Raw genomic sequence first — 17,056 nt, 5'->3', positions numbered from 1 at the left:
CCGGTGCGTTTCACCGAGGCGGTTGAGGCGGTGCACACCGCTGGGGGGCGGGTGTTCTGGGAGATTGGTGCGCATCCGGTGTTGACGGGTCTGGCCCGAGCGACCCTCACCGATACCGATCTGACGTGGCTACCAACGCTACGACGCGACCACGACGACCAGACTCAACTCCACACGGCGGTGGCGTCGTTCTACAGCCAGGGTCTTGGTGATATCGACTGGGCCGGGGTGCACCACGGTAAGGGTCATCGGACCACCACCATCCCCACCTACCCCTTCGAACGGCAGAGATTCTGGGTCCATGGGGGAGCAGGCGACGCGACAAGTGCCGTCCCCGCCCGGCCGGATTCCTCAAAGGAGCCGCGCAAACACAAGATCCACCTCTATTCGCCCGTCTCGGACAACAATGTCGACAAGGACCGGATTTCATGACTGACGAATACGGACTCAAGCGCCACTTCAATGGTGACGCCGCCCGCCTCATCGGGGGGAAGATCCGCGAGGCCCACCCGGATTTCGACGTCGAGGACTACGCCGCCGAGGTGGAACGGCGCATCCCCGGAAAGGAGCTGAAGGACCGCGTCCTCGTCCTGGCCGAAGGGCTGCGCAGTCGGCTCCCCGAGGACTACCCCGAGAGCGTGGGGATCCTCCTGTCCATCCTCGGTGACGAACTCGCCGAGGGGGAGGGGATGTTCAACGTCAGCTGGTACCTCATGCCGGTGGCCCGGTTCGTCGAGGAGTACGGCCTGGACCACCCGGAGGTGTCCCTCGACGCGCTGGTCGAGATCACCAAGCGGCACACCGCCGAGTACGCCATCCGCCCCTTCGTCGAGCAGCACTACGAACTGACGATGAAGCGGATGGTCGACTGGGCCCGCGATCCCAGCCACAACGTGCGGAGGATGGCGAGCGAGGGCATCCGTCCACGCCTTCCCTGGGCGCGTACGCTCACCGTCTTCGTGAAGGACCCGCAGCCCGTCCTGGACATCCTCGAACCGCTGCGCAGCGACCCTTCCGAGTACGTCCGCAAGTCGGTGGCCAACAACCTCAACGACATCTCCAAGGACTCGCCCGACGTCGCGCTGGCCACCGCGTTGCGCTGGTCGCAGGAGAGCCCGACCCCGGAGACCACCTGGATCGTCCGGCACGCGCTGCGCACGCTGGTCAAGAAGGGCAACCAGGAGGCGCTGGCGATCGTGGGCGTCACCGGGGGCGAGCACATCCGGGTGCCCTCGATGCGGCTCTTCCCGCGTGCGCTGGCGCTCGGCGAGTCGACCATGATCCGCCTCGACGTCGAGAACACCGACAGCCGCCGGCACACCGTCACGGTGGACTACGTGGTGCACCACGTCCGTAAGAACGGCCAACGCATCCCGAAGGTCTTCAAGCTGACCACGCTGGAACTCGCCCCCGGTGAGCGCCGGACGGTGGAGAAGTCCCACCCCGTCCGGGAGGTCTCCACCCGGCGCTACTACGCCGGCGAGCACCTCGTCGACATCCAGGTCAACGGCCAGGTCCTGGCCACGGACAGATTCGACCTGCGGCTGTGAGCGGGCTCCGTACGCCGCTCGTCGCCGACCACCCGGTGCTGCGCGACCACCGGATCGGCGGCACGCCGGTCCTGCCCGCGGCGGCGCAGATCGACGCCATGCTCACCGCCTGCGCGGCTGCCCACGAGGGCAGTAGCTGGCGTCTCGACCAGGTGGCGTTCCTCGCGCCGCTGCCGGTCGCGCCCGGCGCGTCGGTCGAGATCGAGACCGTGCTGACCCCGGCGGGGGAGTGCACCCTCGGCTCGTGGCAGCCGGACGGGTCCACCCCGACCCTGCACAGCCGGGCCCGTGCGACGCGCAGCGCGCTGGCACCCCCGGACTACCGGGACGTGGCGGGTCTGCGCGCCGGCTGCGTCGACGAGGTGCCGCTCTCCGCCGTCGCCGAGTGGCGGCAGGGCAGCGGCATCGCGTACGGCCCGACGTTCCAGGTGATCCGCGCCGTGCACCGGGGGCCAGGCCGGATGCTGGCCGTGCTCCGCGCCTCCGGTGGGCTGACCGACCGGCACTTCGTCCCACCGCCGCTGCTGGACAGCGTCTTCCAGTGCCTCGGGATGCTCGACGACGGCGCTGCCGGGGCCTGCCTGCCCTGGTACGTCGGGCGGATCACCGCCCGGCGTCCGGTCACCGGCACCGTGCTGGCGTTGGTCGAGCGGACCGACCCGGCGGACGGGGCCGGCGGCGCGGTGCGCGGTCGGGCCACGGTCTGCAGCCAGCAGGGCGAGGTGCTGCTGGAACTGGACCGGATCGTCCTCAAGGCGGCCGGCCCGACCACCGGGCCGGCGGCCCCCCGCCTGGAGGCTCCGTCAACCCGGTCCAGCGCGGTACTCGCCGGTCCGCCGCCTGCCGGTTCGGCACCTGCCGGTTCGGTGCCCGGTGGCCCGGTGCCTGCTGGTTCGGTCACCGCCGTGACCTGGCGACCGGCCGCTCCCACCCCGGAGCCGGCACCCGAGGTGGGCCATACCTGGGTGGTGTCCGGGGAGGTGGGCGTCGAGTCGTACGACGGCGGGCCGGTCCTGCTCACCCCGGCCGACCTGCACGACGCCTACCTCGACCGGGCACGCGCCGAGACGCCGCCCGCCGAGGTGGTGTACGTGGCACCGCGCGTCGTGCCGGACCAGGCCGAGGCCACCGCCCTCCTGCACGGCGTCTTCACCCTGGTCCGGCGGCTCGCGGCACAGCCGCCGATGCCGGCCCTCACGATCGTCACCAACGCCGCCCAGCAGGTCACCGGGGACGAGCCGATCGAGCCCCTGCAGACCGCGCTGTGGGGCCTGGCGCGCACCCTGCGGATCGAACACCCGCAGACCCGGGTACGTCTCGTCGACATCGGCCTGGGCGGCGTCACCGAACCGCCGACCCTCGACGAGGTGCGGCACCGCGAGGCGGAACTCGCCTGGCGCGACGGCTCCTGGTACGCACCCACCCACCCGCCGGTGGCCGGGCGGCCGGCGGCCCCGCACGGTGACGTGGCCGTACCCGGACGGTCGGCACGGCCGGTGGCCGGTGGCCGGTACCTCGTCACCGGCGGCCTCGGCGGCATCGGCCTGCACGTGGCGGAGTCCCTGGTCGCTGCGGGCTGTGCCCACCTCACCCTGGTCGGCCGCACGGCACCGGCCGAGGGACTGGCCCGGGATCGGCTGGACCGGCTCGCCACCGGCTGCGACCTGCGGGTCGTCACCGCCGACGTACGCACCCTGCCGGACGCGTTGCGCGGTGCGGAGCCCTACGACGGGGTCTTCCACGCCGCCGGCGTGCTGCGCGACGGGTTGGCGCGCACCCTGTCGACGGAGCGGATCGACGAGGTGTTCGGCCCCAAGATCGGTGGGGTGCACGCGCTCGACGAGGCGTTCCCCGCCGACGCGCGGCCCGGGTTCGTCGTCCTGTTCTCCTCCGTCTCGGCCACCCACGGCAACCTCGGCCAGAGCTCGTACGCGAGCGCCAACGCCTACCTCGACGGCTACGCCGCGCGCCGCCGCGCCGATGGGGAGGCGTGGTACAGCCTCGGCTGGGGCCTGTGGCGCGTCGGCATGGGGGAGGGGATCGCCGACGCCGCAGCGGCACGCGGCATTCCGGCGCTGACCGCCGCCGATGGCATCGCGCTGCTCCGGCACACCCTCGAACTGGCTCCCGCGAACTACGTCGTGTCCGCAGTCGACGAACCGGAGGACGACCAGATGACCCCTGTGACCCCCGCCGACACCCGGCTGTGGCCGGCGCTGTCGGCGATCCTGAAGCGGACCCTGCACGTCGACGAGGTGTCACCCGAGGACAACCTGCTGGAGTTGGGGCTGGACTCGATGATGGCGGTCGAGGTCTCCGCCGCGCTGTCCGGCGAAGGGCTGGACGTCGACCCGGTGGCCATGTTCGACCATCCCGACGTCGGCGCGCTGGTGCGGTACCTGGACGGCTTGCCGCGCCACGCGCCCGCGTCGAGCCCCGCCGCGTCGGCCCCGCCCGCCGCCGTACCGCCCTTCGTCGTACCGCCTGCGGCTGCTGCCGCCCCCGCGGCTGTCGCCGTACCGCCTGCGGCTGCCGCCGGGCGGCCCGTTCCTGCCGCCGGGCAGCCGACCGTCGCGGGGCCGGGCCCGGTGGACGGGTCGACGACGCCGCGCTTCGTACCGGACTGGGACCGCTACCGCGATGTCGACGCCGACCGCTACCCGGCGTCCCGGAGCCCGGCGGCGAACGGCCACCGACCGGCGTCGAGCGCGCCGGCGGCCCGGTCCCGGCCGGCCGGGCCGCCCGGAGTCGCCGCCCCGGTCGGCGGATCGGTGCCCCGTCGCACCCTGCCCGGTCGGCTCGGTGACCACCCGGGCGGCTCCTTCCTCGACCGGCGCATCGATGCGCTGTCGGTGGACGACCGGGTGGTCATCGCCCAGGACGGGTACTTCTACGAGCCGGTCATCGAGGAGTCCAAGGGCGCCTGGATCAAGTTCGACGGTCGCTGGTTCCTGAACTTCGCGTCGTACAGCTATCTCGGGTTGATCGGCCACGACTACATCAACCATCAGGCGCAGCGGGCCCTGGAGCGGCACGGCACCGGCGCCCACGGCGTGCGGCTGCTCGCCGGAACCCTGCATCTGCACCGTGAGCTGGAGCTGGGCATCGCCCGGTTCCTCGGGGCCGAGGACGCCATCGTCTACACCAGCGGTTACATGGCCAACGTGGCGACCATCGGCGCGTTGGTCGGGCCGGGTGACGTGGTGATCGGTGACGTCTACAACCACGCGAGCATCCTCGACGGCTACCGGCTGTCCGGGGCGACCGTCATCACCTACGCCCACAACGACCTGACCGATCTGGAACGCGCCTTGCGCAGGGCGGGCGACGCCGGGAAGCTGGTCGTCACCGACGCGGTCTTCAGCATGGACGGCGACATCGCCGACCTGCCCGGCATCCTGGCGCTGTGCGAGCGCTACGACGCGCCGCTGATGGTCGACGAGGCGCACAGCCTCGGCGTGCTGGGCGCCACCGGCCGGGGCATCACCGAGCACTTCGGCATCGACCCGGCCCGGGTCGCGGTCAAGATGGGCACGCTGTCCAAGACGGTTCCCAGCACCGGTGGCTACGTGGCCGGCTCCAGTGACCTGGTCTTCGCCCTGAAGAACAACGCCCGGGGCTGGATGTTCTCCGCCGCCGGCACCCCCATGCAGGTGGCCGCCGCGCGGGCCGCGGTGGAGGTGATGGAGGCGGCCCCGCAGCTCACCGGGGAGCTGCGGGCGCTCACCGACCGGTACCGGGCGAAGCTGCGCGGCCTCGGGTTCGACACCATGGCCAGCGAGACGCCGGTGGTGCCGATCATCTGTGGCAGCGCCGGGCAGGCCCAGGAGATGGCCCGGCTCTGCCAGGCCGACGGCATCTTCGTCCAGCCCATCGTCTATCCCACCGTGCCCAAGGCGCTGCCCCGGCTGCGCACCATCGTCAACCTGAGCCACTGCGCCGACGACCTCGACCATGCCGTCGCCGTCTTCACCCGTGCCGGCCGGCAGGTCGGACTCATCGCCTGAGGGCAGTCGCTCCGGCCGAGACACCACCCGTGTTGCCGGCCGCCCCGACCGGGGCGGCCGGCGGAGGAACCCCGTCGAGAGGAGAACGCAGTGAGTGACATCGACAGCAGGGCCTTCTTCGGTGCCGTCCTGAAGGCCGTCGCCTGTACCCGCAACCACAACACCGACGAGACCGGATACGCCGAGGGCGTGCTGACGCCGACGGCCCGGATCCGGGAGTTCGAGAAGGAGATCGGCGACCGGGCGCTCACCCAGGCCGAGGTCGAGCAGGTGCTGGGCTGGCTGGACTCGACGTTCCGGGCCAAGCTCACCCCCGCCGAGGAGCGGGAGCACTACCACCGGTGCATCGCCGAGGTGGCCGGGGTGACCCGGGCCCCGGCCACGGTCGCCGCGTAACCGGCGGCGTCCGGGTCGCGACGCCGACGGGATCCCGTCGGCGTCGCGACCCATCCGGCCACCCACCCCTGTCCGATCGTCGAGCGCCGAGGACGTCGCACATGTCGAAGCTCGCCTGGTACAGCCACGAGATCTGCTTCTGGCACGACCCCGGACCGGGCTCGGGCTACCTGCCGGTCGGTCCGGGCATCGAACCCCTGCGCCAGCACGCCGTCGATCCGGATCTGCGCCGGGCCGAGGGGCTGGTCCGGCTGGCCGGGGTGTTGGACCACTACACCCAGGTCACCCCGGAGCCGGCCACCGACGACGAACTGCTGCTGGTGCACGTGCCGGAGCACATCGACCGGGTCGAGGCGGCCTCCGCGCTCGGCGCGGGCGACGCCGGGGTGTACGCGTACGTCAACCACCACAGCGCCCAGGCCGCCCGGGTGGCGGCGGGAGCCTGCGTGCAGGCCACCGACGCCGTGCTCGACGGGCGCTTCGACCGGGCGTACTGCCTGGTCCGGCCACCCGGGCACCACGCCGAGCCGGACCGGGCGATGGCGCTGTGCCTCTACAACAACGTGGCGATCGCCGCGCGGGCGGCACAGCGGCACGGTGTGCGCCGGGTGCTGGTGCTCGACTGGGACGTGCACCACGGCAACGGCATCCAGCGGACCTTCTACGAGGACCCGGACGTGCTCTACGTCTCGATCCACCAGGAGGGGCTGTTCCCACCCGCGTCGGGGCTGGTCACCGAGACGGGCACGGGTGCCGGTGCGGGCCGCACGCTCAACGTGCCGCTGCCGGCCGGCTCGGGGCACGAGGCGTACCTGGCGGCGCTGTCCCGGCTGGTCGAGCCGGCGGCCCGGTCCTTCGGCCCGGAGCTGATCCTGGTCGCGGCGGGCGTCGACGCGAGCGGCCACGACCCGATGGGCCGGATGATGTGCACCAGTCGGACGTTCCACGCGATGACCAGCCGGATGTGCGCGCTGGCCGACGAACTCACCGGCGGGCGGATCGTCTTCGTCCACGAGGGCGGCTACTCGGCCTGGTACCAGCCGACGCTGGTGCTGGCCATCGCGTCGGCGATCGCCGGCCTGCCGGAGCCGCCCGATCCCTTCCTGCACTCGCTGGAGCACCTTCCCGGGCAGCGGCTGCGACCGCAGCAGAGCCGCGTGGTCGAACACCTCGAGGCCCACCACCCGATGCTGGCATGAGGAGGGCGGAGTCGATGGACGGCTGGTTGATGAGGGTGGGCGCCGGCGTCCGGCACCCGGTCGACGGTGGATCCCGCCCCGCCGGCCCGGTCCGCAGCGGGCCGTGGGCCCGACTGATCGCGTTGCCGCACGCCGGTGGCTGGCCCTCGGCGTTCCGGTCCTGGCGTCCGGTCCTGCCCGTGGGGGTCGAGCTGCTCGTCGCCCAACTGCCGGGCCGGGGACTGCGGGCCGGCGAGCCGCCGCTGCGGCGGGTCGAGCCGCTCGTCGACGGCCTCGGCCGCGCCGTCGCGGAGCTGCCGCCGCTGCCGTACGCGATCGTCGGGCACAGCTTCGGCAGTGTGCTGGGCTACGAGCTGACCCGGGCGATGGAGCGGATGGGCCTGCCACCCCGGCTGCTCGCCGTGTCGGCCCGGCAACCGCCGTGTTTTCCCAGCGAGCCGCCGTTCGCCCACCACCGGACCGAGGCGGAGCTGCTGGAGCACCTGGTGGAGATCGGCGGCATCGGCCCCGAGCTGCTGCACCGGGGGGACCTGGTGCGACCGGCGTTGGCGGCGATCCGCGCCGATCTCGAAGCCATGGAGACCTATCGCCGGCCGGCGACCGGCGTCGCGGTGCCGATCCTGTCGCTGGGTGCGGTGGACGACCCGGTGGTCGTCGCCGACCGGCTGCACCTGTGGTCGCTGGAGACGACGGGGACCTTCACCCGCCGGATGTTCACCGGTGGCCACTTCTACCTGTACGAGCCGGACAACGCGGCAATCATCGCGAAGTACCTTTTGCAGCTCTGTTTCCCGCATGTCGTGGAACATCGAGAAATGTCCCACCCTGGTGCGACGCTGTCGCGCTGACAACTCCGCACAATCCAGAGAGGACCCACCTTGGGCACCACGAGCGAACCGCAGCACCGGGCGAGCCCCCGGGAATGGCTCGGCCTGGCAGTGCTGGCACTGCCGACGCTGCTGCTCTCCATCGACATGAGCGTCCTGCACCTCGCGGTGCCGCACATCAGCGAGACCCTGCTGCCCAGCGCGCCACAGATGTTGTGGATCATCGACATCTACGGCTTCATGATCGCCGGCCTGCTGGTGACCATGGGCACGCTCGGTGACCGCATCGGCCGGCGTCGGCTGCTGCTGATCGGTGCCGCCGCGTTCGGCGTCGCCTCGGTGATCGCCGCGTACGCCGACAGCCCGGCCATGCTGATCGCCGCGCGGGCCGCGCTCGGCATCGCCGGCGCGACCCTGATGCCCTCCACCCTCGCGCTGATCAGCAACATGTTCCAGGACGCGAAGCAGCGGGGGGTCGCGATCGCCGTCTGGGTCACCATGTTCTCCGTCGGCATCGCGCTCGGACCGGTGGTCGGCGGCGCGTTGCTGGAGTACTTCTGGTGGGGCTCGGTCTTCCTGCTGAACGTGCCGATCATGGCGGTGCTGCTGGTGGCCGGCCCGCGGCTGCTGCCCGAGTACCGGGACGCCGACGCCGGCCGGCTCGACCTGACCAGTGTGGCGCTGTCCCTGGCCACCATCCTGCCCGTCATCTACGGCCTCAAGGAACTGGCCAAGGACGACCCGGGCCTGCTGCCGGTGCTCGCCATCGTCGCCGGCCTGGCGGTCGGCGTGTTCTTCGTACGCCGGCAGCGGGGCCTGACCAGTCCGCTGATCGACCTGCGGCTGTTCCGTAACCGCGCGCTGACCACCGCCCTGGTGGCCATGCTGTTCAGCATGCTGATCGCCGGTGGGACGTACCTCTTCGTCACGCAGTACCTCCAGCTCGTGGTGGGGCTCTCCCCGCTGCGGGCCGGGCTCTGGCTGCTGCCGGCGGCGATCGCGCTGATCGTCACCTCGATGCTCTCGCCGGTGCTGGCCGCGCGCTTCGCCCCGGCGCACGTGGTGGCCGTCGGCCTGGCCGTCTCGGCGGTCGGGCACCTGACCCTGGCCCTGGTCGGCAGCGAGGGCGGGCTCACCCAACTGGTGGTCGGCTTCCTTCTCGTCTACGCCGGGGGTGGACCGCTGATCGCCCTCGGCACCGACATCGTCGTCGGGTCGGCACCCCCGGAGCAGGCCGGCTCTGCCTCGGCCGTCTCGGAGACCAGCACCGAGCTGGGCATGGCGCTCGGCGTCGCCATCCTGGGCAGCGTCGGCGCCATCGTCTACCGCAACCAGGTGACCGTTCCCGACGGCGCCGGTGCGGGCGACACGCTGGCCACCGCCGTCGTCGCCGCCGAGCGGCTGCCCGGGGACGTCGGCGCGACGCTGCTGACCAGCGCCCGGGAGGCGTTCACCGACGGGCTGAACGTGATCGGCGCGATCAGCACCGTGATCACCGTCCTGCTCGCCGTGGCGGTCCTGACCATGATCCGCAACCGGCCGGCCGAGGCGGACGACGCCCCGGTGCGCGACGCCGACGCCGTGCCGGCGCGGACGGCGTCCTGACCGGCGCTCGCTCCGCTGCCGCCGGGGCCGTGCCGGTGGACCGGGCGTCCACCGACCGGCCCCCCACGGTGCCCTGAACCCCGGGTCCCCGGACCGCGTGCACGCGGTCCGGGGACCCGTGCGTTCCGGCGCATGCCGCGCGCATGCAGCAACTGCGCGCCGCCCGGCTGGTCGACGGGCGTCGGTGGCCCGCGCGGCCGGTCCCGCGCCGTCGGTGCGACCGGCCGTTACCGGCCGGCGGCGGGGAGCTGCTGCTGGAGCTGGTCGATGCGTTCGATGAGGGTGAGCATCATCGAACGCAGCGCGGCGCTGTCCGCGTCCCGGCCCAGGTTCATCCGGCCGAAGGTGAAACCGTGGAAGAGCGCGGACAGGACGGCCGGGGTGACGGCCTCGGTGACGCCCACCTGCCGCAGCACCTGACCTGCGGCACCCGGATCCTCCAGCAGCCCGAGCAGCAGGTGGCTGCCGGCGGTGACGGTCGATCCGTGGGCGCGGGCCTGGGCGGCGGCGACGGCCAGGGCCGCGTGGGTCCCGGTGGCCATCGTGGGGGCGTCCCCGCCGGCCGAGGAGCCCGGCGGGCCCTGCCCGGCGGCGGTGGTCCGGGCGTCGACCTCGGCGGTGACGGCGGCCTGGATCGAGGCGACCGGGAAGCCCAGCAGCTCGACGGTGTTCAGCACCAGGCTCTCCCCCTCGTCGAGGAACGCCTGCAGGACGTCGGTGGTCTCGACGGCGGCGGAGCCCCGGGCCGCGGCGACGTCGTAGGACTGGCGCAGGATCGCCGCGACGTGGTGGTTGGGCGGTGGTGTCAGCGCCACCTGTTCCGGGAGCGCGAGCTCGGCGGGTGCGTCGTGCGCGGCGTTGTCGTTGCCGTCCAGCGCCTGGGTCAGCGCGACCTGACAGATCCGCGAGACCGGTAGTCGTGCCTCCCGTACCCGGTCGGCGAGGGCGTCCGGCAGATAGACGTTGATCTTCGGCACGTGCTGATCCTGTCACGAGGGGTCGGCGGCGGTGACGTGGGTGGGGCGTAGATCACGGGTGGCTGCATCTTGATTGCCTACAAATCCTAGGGGCATACTGGGGTTATGTCGACGCTGCTGACCGCCTGCCGGGCGGTCGACTACGGCCGCACCGGCAGCGCGCTCTGTTGTAGCCGCTGACCCGGCCGGCCATCCCGGCCGGACCACCGAGCCACGACGTCGCCGTCGACCCCGGCCCCGCTCACTCCTCCCGTGCCAACGCGTGGGGTCCGCGTGCCCGCGATCCGACGATCGCGAGCACGAACTCCTCCTTTCCCCGTGTGAGTCCGCACGACCGCCTAGACGACAGGGTGTCGCCCCGCCATGACCGAATCCCACCCTCCCGCCATCCCGACCGGACGCTCGACGTTCGCCGCCGACGAGTTGGCCGCCGCCAGAGCCGGCCTGACGACCGGCATCAACCGGATCTTCGCTGCCTCGGCGATGTCCGCCAGCGGACACGGCAACATCAGCGTCCGGCTGCCCGGCCACGACGATCTCCTCGCGATCAACGCCGGTGAACTGCTGCGCCCGTGGCCGGCCGACGACCTCCGGGTCGGGCAGTCGGGCCTGCGTACCGTCAACGACGAGGTCGTCGTCGTCGACCTCGACGGCGAGGTCCGCTACGGCACGCCGAGCCCGTCGGTGGCCGCGATCCTCAAGATGCACGTCGGCGTCTACCGGACCCGACCGGACGTCAACGCGGTCATCCACACCCACTCCCCGTACGCCACGAGCTACGCGCTGGCCTCGGTCAGCCTGCCCGCCCGGTACGAGGCGCTGCTGGTCCACGGTCAGGCCGTCGACCTGCCGGTCGCGCCGTGGGCACCGCGCGGCACGGCCGAGGCCGTCCGCGCCATCGCCGAGACCTACCGGGCCCACCCACGGACGTACGGGGTGCTGCTCGGCAACCACGGCCTGCTCGTCGCCGGCGACTCGGCCACCCACGCCGCGAGCCTGGTCGTGGCGATCGAGGAGGCGGCCGTGTCGAGCCTCGGCGCGCTCGCCCTGGGCGGGCCGACGCCCTTCCCCGACCACGTCCGCGACCTGGACCTACGCCTGCGCTTCTGACCCGAACAGCCGCTGTCTGAACCCCCCTGCCGAAAGTGAGAACGACCGTGTCACCGACCTCCTTCACATCCCTGCGCTCCCGTCGCCGCTCCGGACGCGGCCTGGCCGGCCTGCTGACGGCCGCGCTGCTCGTCACCCCGCTCGTCGCCTGCGGCGAGGAGGACGCGGCCGCCGGTGCCGACGCCGACGGCCTGACGACCGTCACGTTGGCCTCGGCCCCGCTGGCCCACCTCGCCCCGATCTACCTCGCCCAGGACAAGGGCATCTTCGCCAAGCACGGTCTGCGCGTCGAGGTGGACACCGAGACCTCCGACCTGACGTCCGTGCCGTCCGTGCTCGCCGGCAAGGTCACCTTCGCCACCGGCGACCTCACCACGCTGATCGTGGCCCGGTCCAAGGGGCTGGACGTCAAGGCGGTGCTGCCGGCCTCCGCGTCGACCGGCAAGGCGGGTGCCGACTACGGCGCCCTCGTGGTGGCCGGCAAGTCCGGGATCACCAGCCCGAAGCAGCTCGAAGGCAAGACCGTCGCGGTCAACATCCTCACCAACATCGCCGCCGCGGCGGCCCGCGAGTCGATCCGGGCCGACGGCGGCGACCCGACGAAGGTGAAGCTCGTCGAGATCCCGTTCCCGCAGGCGCCGGCCGCCCTCAGCGAGGGGCGCGTCGACGGCGCGTGGGTGGTCGAACCGTTCCTGTCGGCGGCCAAGGCCCAGGGCGCGGTCCCGATCGGCTGGGGCTTCACCGACCTGGCCGAGGACCTCACGGTGTCGGCCTGGTACGCCTCCGGCGCGTACGCCCGGCAGGAGCCGAAGGTCACCACGGCGTTCCGGGACGCGGTCCGGGAGGCGTACGCCTACGCCCGCGAGCACGAGGACGAGGTCCGGGCGAAGATCCCGACGTTCACCCAGATCACCCCCGAGGTCGCCAACCGGATCACCATCACCGGATGGCGGGACCAGGTCAGCCGCCAGGCGGCCGAGAAGCTGGTCGGGTACGCGCAACGCGACGGCCTGATCACCGACGCGCCGAACCTCGACGAGCTGATCCTGCCATGACCACCCCCGGCCACGGCGATCCGCCGGCCGACCGGCGCGACGGCGGCAGGTGGAGCCACCGACAGCTGCTGGGCGCGGTGGGGCTGGCGGCGACGGCGGTGACGTACGAACTGGTGAGTCGAACGTTCTTCTCGCCGCTGCACGTGCCGCCGTTGACCGCCGTCGTCCCGGAGGCCGTCGGTCTGCTCACCGGGGCGAGGTTCTGGACGGCGACCGGCCGTACCCTGCTGGCCGCCGTCGAGGGCCTGCTGATCGCGGTGGTCGCGGGGATCCTGGTCGGGTTCGCGGTCGGCTCGGTGCCGGTGCTGCTCAGGGTGACCTCGTCCACCCTGGACTTCCTGCGACCGGTGCCGTCGATCGTGCTGATCCCGGTTTTGATCCTGGTGCTGGACGTCGGGCAGATCACCGTGCTGCTGGTCGCCGTCTCCTGCTTCTGGGTGGTGCTGTTCCAGGTGCTGTACGGCCTGCGCGAGGTCGACCAGGTGGCCGTGGACACGGCCCGCAGCTTCCGGCTGGGCCGGCTGCGGCGGATCGTCCACGTCACCTGGCCGACGGTGCTGCCGTACCTCGGCACGGCGCTACGGCTGATCGTGTCGGTGGCGCTGGCGCTGGCGCTGACCGGCGGGCTGGTGATGGGCGCCGCCGGCCTCGGTGAGCTGATCTGGAGCAGCCAGGAGTCCGGCGAGTCGACCGGCATGTTCGCGCTGGTGCTGCTCACCGGCGGCATCGGGGTCCTGCTCGACCTGCTCGCCCGGCTGGCCGAGCGGCGGCTGCTGCACTGGCACGTGGCCACCCGACGGGAGCTGGCCCGGTGAGCGCCGAGGGTCGACGGCGGGCGGTCCGGGCCGATCTCGGCCGGGGCGCGTCCGCGGTGGGTCGCGCGCTCGGCCTGCCCGTCGTCCTGCTGGTGCTGTGGTGGGTGGCCAGCGCGAACAGCACGAACATCTTCCTGCCGCCGCTGCGTGTCATCGTCGCGGCGTTCCGCGAGGTGTGGCTCTCCGAGGTGTTCCTCCGGGACGTCGTACCGAGCCTGTGGCGGCTCGCCGTCGGCTACGGCGCGGCGCTGCTGCTCGGCGTCGCCGCCGGGTACGTGATCGGGCGGTGGTCGGTCGTGCGCGACCTGACCGGCCCGCTGCTGGCGTACTTCCGGGTGCTGCCGTCGCCGGTGCTGATTCCGGTGCTGCTGGTCGCGGTCGGCATCGGCGACGGCACCAAACTGATCGTCATCGGGCTGGGCGCGCTCTGGCCCGTCCTGCTCAACACCGCCGACGGGGTCCGGGCCGTGGACGACGTCGGGCGGGAGACCGCCGCCGTGTTCGGCCTGCCGAGGTGGACCCGGCACCGGCTGCTCCTGCACGCGGCCCTGCCGCAGGTCTTCGCCGGCGCCCGCCAGGCGCTCGGTGTCTCGATCATCGTGATGGTGGTCAGCGAGATGCTGATGAGCACCGACGGGCTGGGCTTCACCGTGATCCGGTTCCAGCGCAGCTTCGCGATCCCCGAGATGTGGAGCGGCGTGCTGCTGATCGGCGCGCTCGGATTCGGCCTGGCGAAGCTCCTGGAACTGGTCGAACGCCGGGCCCTGCGCTGGCATCGCGGCGCCACCGGACGAGAGGGATCATCATGACCACACCAACCGGCGACACCCTGCTGAGCATCGTCGACCTGGGCCGGTCGTACCGCTCCCGGGAACGCACCGTCGACGCGCTGACCGGGATCACCCTGTCGATCCGCGACGGCGAGTTCGTCGCGGTCGTCGGGCCGTCCGGTTGCGGCAAGACCACCCTGCTGAAGATCGTTGCCGGGCTGCTGCCCGCCTCGGTCGGCGCCGTCCACCTGGGCGGGCAGCGGGTCACCGCGCCGCCGGCCGACCTCGCCGTGGTCTTCCAGGAGTACGGCCGCAGCCTGTTCGCCTGGAAGACCGTCCGACAGAACGTCGAACTGCCGCTGCGGCACCGGGGCTTCACCCGGGTCGAGCGCCGGGCCCTCGTCGCGGAGGCCCTCGACGCGGTGGGGCTTGCCGGGGCCGCCGACGCGTACCCGTGGCAGCTCTCCGGCGGCATGCAGCAGCGGGTCGCGATCGCCCGAGCGATCGCCTACCGGCCCCGACTGCTGCTCATGGACGAGCCCTTCTCGGCCGTCGACGCCCAGACCCGGGGTGAGCTGGAGGACCTCCTGGCCGGGCTGTGGCAGCGGTACGGGATGACCGTCCTGTTCGTCACCCACGACATCGACGAGGCGGTCTACCTCAGCCAGCGGGTCGTCGTCCTCGGCGCGTCCCCGGCGGGCCTGCGGGCGGACATCCCGATCGACCTGCCGGCCGCGCGCGACCAGCTCGGCACCCGTTCGCTGCCCCGGTTCGCCGAACTGCGGGCCCAGGTCCACACCCAGGTCCGTGGCGTGCCGCAGCATCCCGACAAGCAACCATCCGACCGACTGGAGAACGTGGCACCGTGAGCACACCAGCAGCAGACCGGCATGGGCACACCGACGCGTCGACGGACCCCCGGTGGGTCGACACCGGCGGGGGAACGGGCCCGCTGTGGTCGTTCCACGTCGGCGAGGTCGAGGTCTTCCCGATCCGGGAGGTCGACTACTTCCCCGTGCCGACGGACTTCTTCCCCCAGTTGGAGTCCGAGTCGTGGACCGAGGGGGCCTTCTACACCCGGGAGCCGTTCACCCACCAGGGGCGGCTGCGGCTCAACCAGGAGGCCCACCTGCTCCGGACCGCGGACCGGCTCATCCTGGTCGACGCCGGTGGCGGCAACGGCAAGCCGCGCCGGGGCGGCGTGTTCGACCGCGCGGACCGGCCGTTCCTGGAACAGTTCGCCCGGGCCGGGGTCTCCCTCGCCGACGTCGACACGGTGGTCTTCACCCACCTGCACGTCGACCACGTGGGCTTCGCCACCAGCGCGGACGGGGCCGGGGGCTGGGTGCCGACCTTCCCCAACGCCCGGTACCTGGTGGTCCGGGAGGAGTTCGAGTGGTGGACCGGCCCCGAGGGCGCGGCGGCGCTGGAGCGGACCGGGGACTACCTCGCGGACAGCATCCTGCCGCTGCGCGACGCCGGGGTGCTCGATCTGATCCCGGCCGATCAGGTGCTCACCCCGGAGATCCACCTCGTCCCGGCGTTCGGCCACACCCCCGGCAACGTCTACCTGGTCGTCGAGTCGGCCGGGCAGCGGGCCCTGTTCGCCGGGGACATGCTGCACCACGGCGTCCAGCTGGAGCGTCCGGAGTGGAGCATCCGGTACTGCGTCGTGCCGGGCGACTCGGCCGACCAGCGCCGTCGGCTGCTGGAGCGGGCCGCGGACTCCGGTGACCTGCTGGTGCCGGCGCACTTCCCGTTCCCGGCCGCCGGCCACGTGCACCGGGCCGAGCGCGGCTTCACCTACACCTTCATCGAGGTCTGATGGGCGCGGAGGGTGCCGGGCCGTTGTACGTCGCCGACTTCCACACCCACCACGCCGCTGCGGACTACCCGGCGCTGCCGCCCCGCAACAGCGCCGTGGAGCTGGCCGGGCAGTGGCGGGTGCTGGCCCGCCGGATCGCCGACCTGGACGACCTGCTCGCCGAGTCCGATCGGTACGGCGTCGACCTGCGGGTGCTGAGCGCGCCACCGGCGTTGGTGACGCCGCACGGCGAACGTACCCGCCCGGCGGATCTGCGGCGGCTCAACGACCGTCTCGCCGAGACGGTGGCGACGGCGCCGGACCGGCTCAGCGGGCTGGCCACCATCGACGCGTTCGGCGGCGACGCGGCGGCCGAGGAGGCGGTCCGGGCGATCCGGGAGCTGGGGCTGTCCGGGCTGGTCGTCGACTGCGCCACGGACGGACACCTGCTCGGCGCGGCAGCAGCCCGACCCACCCTGACGGCGGCGGCCGAGCTGGGGGTGCCGGTCTTCGCCCACCCGGTTAGCCCGGAGCTGTTGACGACGGCCTTCGCCGGCCTGGGCAGGTTCGGTACCTCGCTGGCGCGCGGCACGGTCAACGCGGCGGCGCTGCTGTCGCTGCTGCACGACGGCGTCCTCACCGAACTGCCCGAGCTGCACGTCGTCTTCCCGATGCTGGGGCTGGCCGGCCTGGCCCTGGCCGCCGCCCACGACGAGGGGGCGCTGCTGACCGTCCGGACCCCGGGCGCTCCCCGGGCGCACGTCTACCTGGACACCATGGGGTTCGCGCCGGCCGCGATCAGGTTCGCCGTGGATCTGCTCGGCGCCGACCACGTGCTGGTCGGTGGGGACTGGCCGATCGGGCTCCGCAACACGACCCGCGAACGGGTCGGGACGGCGCTGGCGGCGGCCGGGCTGGACGAGGCGGAGACCCGACTGGTC

At 72.7% G+C, this 17,056-nt stretch carries 14 protein-coding genes and 1 pseudogene; 14 read left to right on the top strand and 1 reads right to left on the bottom strand.

Annotation, left to right across the window (positions count from 1 at the left end; genetic code table 11):
• From ACIG87_RS02960 to ACIG87_RS02930, 7 genes are all read left to right on the top strand, one after another.
• A partial coding sequence (locus ACIG87_RS02960) for a hypothetical protein (protein WP_396847557.1) occupies positions 1 to 432 on the top strand: 432 nt, incomplete at its 5' end.
• Positions 429 to 1,550, top strand: coding sequence for a DNA alkylation repair protein (locus ACIG87_RS02955; protein WP_396847555.1), 1,122 nt, complete (start codon positions 429 to 431; stop codon positions 1,548 to 1,550). The genes ACIG87_RS02960 and ACIG87_RS02955, both read left to right, overlap by 4 nt.
• Positions 1,547 to 5,557, top strand: coding sequence for an aminotransferase class I/II-fold pyridoxal phosphate-dependent enzyme (locus tag ACIG87_RS02950; protein ID WP_396847554.1), 4,011 nt, complete (start codon positions 1,547 to 1,549; stop codon positions 5,555 to 5,557). Before ACIG87_RS02955 ends, ACIG87_RS02950 begins: the two co-directional genes overlap by 4 nt.
• Positions 5,558 to 5,647: 90 nt before the next feature.
• Positions 5,648 to 5,953 (top strand): hypothetical protein, encoded by a 306-nt coding sequence (locus ACIG87_RS02945; protein ID WP_396847552.1) that lies wholly within the window; start codon positions 5,648 to 5,650, stop codon positions 5,951 to 5,953.
• A 101-nt stretch (positions 5,954 to 6,054) separates the two neighbouring features.
• The gene (locus tag ACIG87_RS02940; RefSeq protein WP_396847551.1) at positions 6,055 to 7,152 is read left to right on the top strand and encodes a class II histone deacetylase; all 1,098 of its coding nucleotides are present in this window, start codon (positions 6,055 to 6,057) and stop codon (positions 7,150 to 7,152) included.
• Between the two features lie 14 nt (positions 7,153 to 7,166).
• Entirely contained in the window at positions 7,167 to 8,000 is an 834-nt protein-coding gene (locus tag ACIG87_RS02935) for a thioesterase II family protein (protein WP_396847549.1), read from the top strand.
• A gap of 12 nt (positions 8,001 to 8,012) precedes the next feature.
• Positions 8,013 to 9,584, top strand: a complete 1,572-nt coding sequence (locus ACIG87_RS02930; RefSeq protein WP_396847611.1) for an MFS transporter — start codon at positions 8,013 to 8,015, stop codon at positions 9,582 to 9,584.
• A gap of 227 nt (positions 9,585 to 9,811) precedes the next feature.
• Here ACIG87_RS02930 and ACIG87_RS02925 read toward each other — a convergent pair whose 3' ends face one another.
• Entirely contained in the window at positions 9,812 to 10,561 is a 750-nt protein-coding gene (locus ACIG87_RS02925) for a Clp protease N-terminal domain-containing protein (RefSeq protein ID WP_396847548.1), read from the bottom strand.
• 363 nt (positions 10,562 to 10,924) lie between these two features.
• Here ACIG87_RS02925 and ACIG87_RS02920 point away from each other — a divergent pair, with 363 nt between their 5' ends.
• The 7 genes and pseudogenes from ACIG87_RS02920 to ACIG87_RS02890 form a co-directional block, all read left to right on the top strand.
• Positions 10,925 to 11,671: a class II aldolase/adducin family protein gene (locus tag ACIG87_RS02920; RefSeq protein ID WP_396847546.1), complete on the top strand. Its 747-nt coding sequence runs from the start codon at positions 10,925 to 10,927 to the stop codon at positions 11,669 to 11,671.
• Positions 11,672 to 11,718: 47 nt separating this feature from the next.
• The gene (locus tag ACIG87_RS02915) at positions 11,719 to 12,726 is read left to right on the top strand and encodes an ABC transporter substrate-binding protein (RefSeq protein WP_396847544.1); all 1,008 of its coding nucleotides are present in this window, start codon (positions 11,719 to 11,721) and stop codon (positions 12,724 to 12,726) included.
• Complete coding sequence (locus ACIG87_RS02910) at positions 12,723 to 13,541, top strand: ABC transporter permease (protein ID WP_396847542.1); 819 nt, start codon at positions 12,723 to 12,725, stop codon at positions 13,539 to 13,541. The genes ACIG87_RS02915 and ACIG87_RS02910 overlap by 4 nt, the downstream gene beginning before the upstream one ends.
• On the top strand, positions 13,538 to 14,350 hold the full coding sequence (locus ACIG87_RS02905) for an ABC transporter permease (RefSeq protein ID WP_396847540.1): 813 nt from the start codon (positions 13,538 to 13,540) through the stop codon (positions 14,348 to 14,350). The genes ACIG87_RS02910 and ACIG87_RS02905 overlap by 4 nt, the downstream gene beginning before the upstream one ends.
• On the top strand, positions 14,347 to 15,180 hold the full coding sequence (locus ACIG87_RS02900) for an ABC transporter ATP-binding protein (RefSeq protein WP_396847539.1): 834 nt from the start codon (positions 14,347 to 14,349) through the stop codon (positions 15,178 to 15,180). The genes ACIG87_RS02905 and ACIG87_RS02900 overlap by 4 nt, the downstream gene beginning before the upstream one ends.
• On the top strand, positions 15,177 to 16,136 hold the full coding sequence (locus ACIG87_RS02895) for an MBL fold metallo-hydrolase (RefSeq protein WP_396847537.1): 960 nt from the start codon (positions 15,177 to 15,179) through the stop codon (positions 16,134 to 16,136). Before ACIG87_RS02900 ends, ACIG87_RS02895 begins: the two co-directional genes overlap by 4 nt.
• Positions 16,136 to 17,029, top strand: a pseudogene (locus ACIG87_RS02890) (amidohydrolase family protein); the annotation flags it as partial. The gene ACIG87_RS02895 and the pseudogene ACIG87_RS02890, both read left to right, overlap by 1 nt.
• Positions 17,030 to 17,056 lie beyond the last annotated feature (27 nt).

Origin of the sequence: Micromonospora sp. NPDC051925, from assembly GCF_044548625.1 — a bacterium.
Lineage (GTDB): Bacteria > Actinomycetota > Actinomycetes > Mycobacteriales > Micromonosporaceae > Micromonospora.
Note: the sequence above shows the minus strand (reverse complement) of the source record. Positions and strands in the feature narration are given on the sequence as shown.